This window comes from Bradyrhizobium sp. 23, from assembly GCF_023073295.1.
In the GTDB taxonomy this organism is placed as follows: domain Bacteria; phylum Pseudomonadota; class Alphaproteobacteria; order Rhizobiales; family Xanthobacteraceae; genus Bradyrhizobium; species Bradyrhizobium canariense_D.
This window is the reverse complement of sequence record NZ_JADPJF010000070.1, coordinates 160,110-160,999: the sequence shown is the minus strand read 5'-3', so window position 1 is coordinate 160,999 and position 890 is coordinate 160,110. Positions and strand designations below refer to the sequence as shown.

Sequence of the window (890 nt, the reverse complement as noted above, 5' to 3'; positions counted from 1 at the left end):
TGAGACCGAAGAGCTGCATCGGCAAGCCTTCAACCATGCCTTCGCCCGCCACGGTCTCGATTGGCAATGGGATCGGGCCGTCTACAAGGACCTGCTGCGGGTCACGGGCGGCAAGGAACGCATTCGCGCCCACCATGAAAGGCTGAGGATCGCCGCGCCATTATCGGATGTGGACATCGCGGAACTCCACCGCATCAAGACCGCGCATTATGCCGAACTGGTCCAAACCGGCTGCTGCCCCTTACGGCCCGGGGTGACGGATCTCCTCGTCGCTGCCAAGGCGCGCCGCCAGCGGCTCGCGATCGCGACGACCACGTCGCACGCCAACATCGACGCGCTGCTGTCGCGCGCCCTGGGAAAGGGCTGGGCCGCGGATTTTGATGCGATCGTCGCCGGGGATGACGTGCAGCACAAAAAGCCTGCGCCGGATGTCTATGTCGAGAGCCTGGCGCGGCTGAAGCTCAACGCGTCCGACTGCGTCGCGATCGAGGATTCCGCTAACGGCCTGACCGCAGCTTCGCGGGCGAACATTCCCGTGCTCATCACCAGAAGCATGTTCTTCCGGGACGACGATTTTAGCCAGGCGCGGGTCGTGCTGGATGATCTGTCGGGGCTCGGGTGAGGCGGCAAAACAAAAAAACTGAAAAACAACCCTATGCACAGTAGAATGTGCCTGCGGGCCGGGCGCCCTCAATGGACGCGGTGGCTCGCTCTATCGTCCTCAGCTTGCTCGACAATCTGCGCGATCGGGCTGGACTGGTGGTGCACCAGGCGCCAGTCGTCGCCGACGCGCCGAAAGTGGTTGGCCGCAGCCAATGCCGTGCCGTCGACGATCTCGATGCAGAGCACGCGCGCGCTGTCGCCATCGACGATGGCCTGCGGTTCCGCGC

At 64.2% G+C, this 890-nt stretch carries 2 protein-coding genes; one reads left to right on the top strand and one right to left on the bottom strand.

Features of this window, described 5'->3' with window-relative positions:
* A partial coding sequence (locus IVB32_RS18580; RefSeq protein ID WP_247410899.1) for an HAD family hydrolase occupies window positions 1-622 on the top strand: 622 nt, incomplete at its 5' end.
* Window positions 623-690: 68 nt separating this feature from the next.
* Here IVB32_RS18580 and IVB32_RS18575 read toward each other — a convergent pair.
* Window positions 691-890, bottom strand: a 200-nt coding sequence (locus IVB32_RS18575) for a nuclear transport factor 2 family protein (protein WP_247410898.1), incomplete at its 5' end; no start/stop codon positions are given.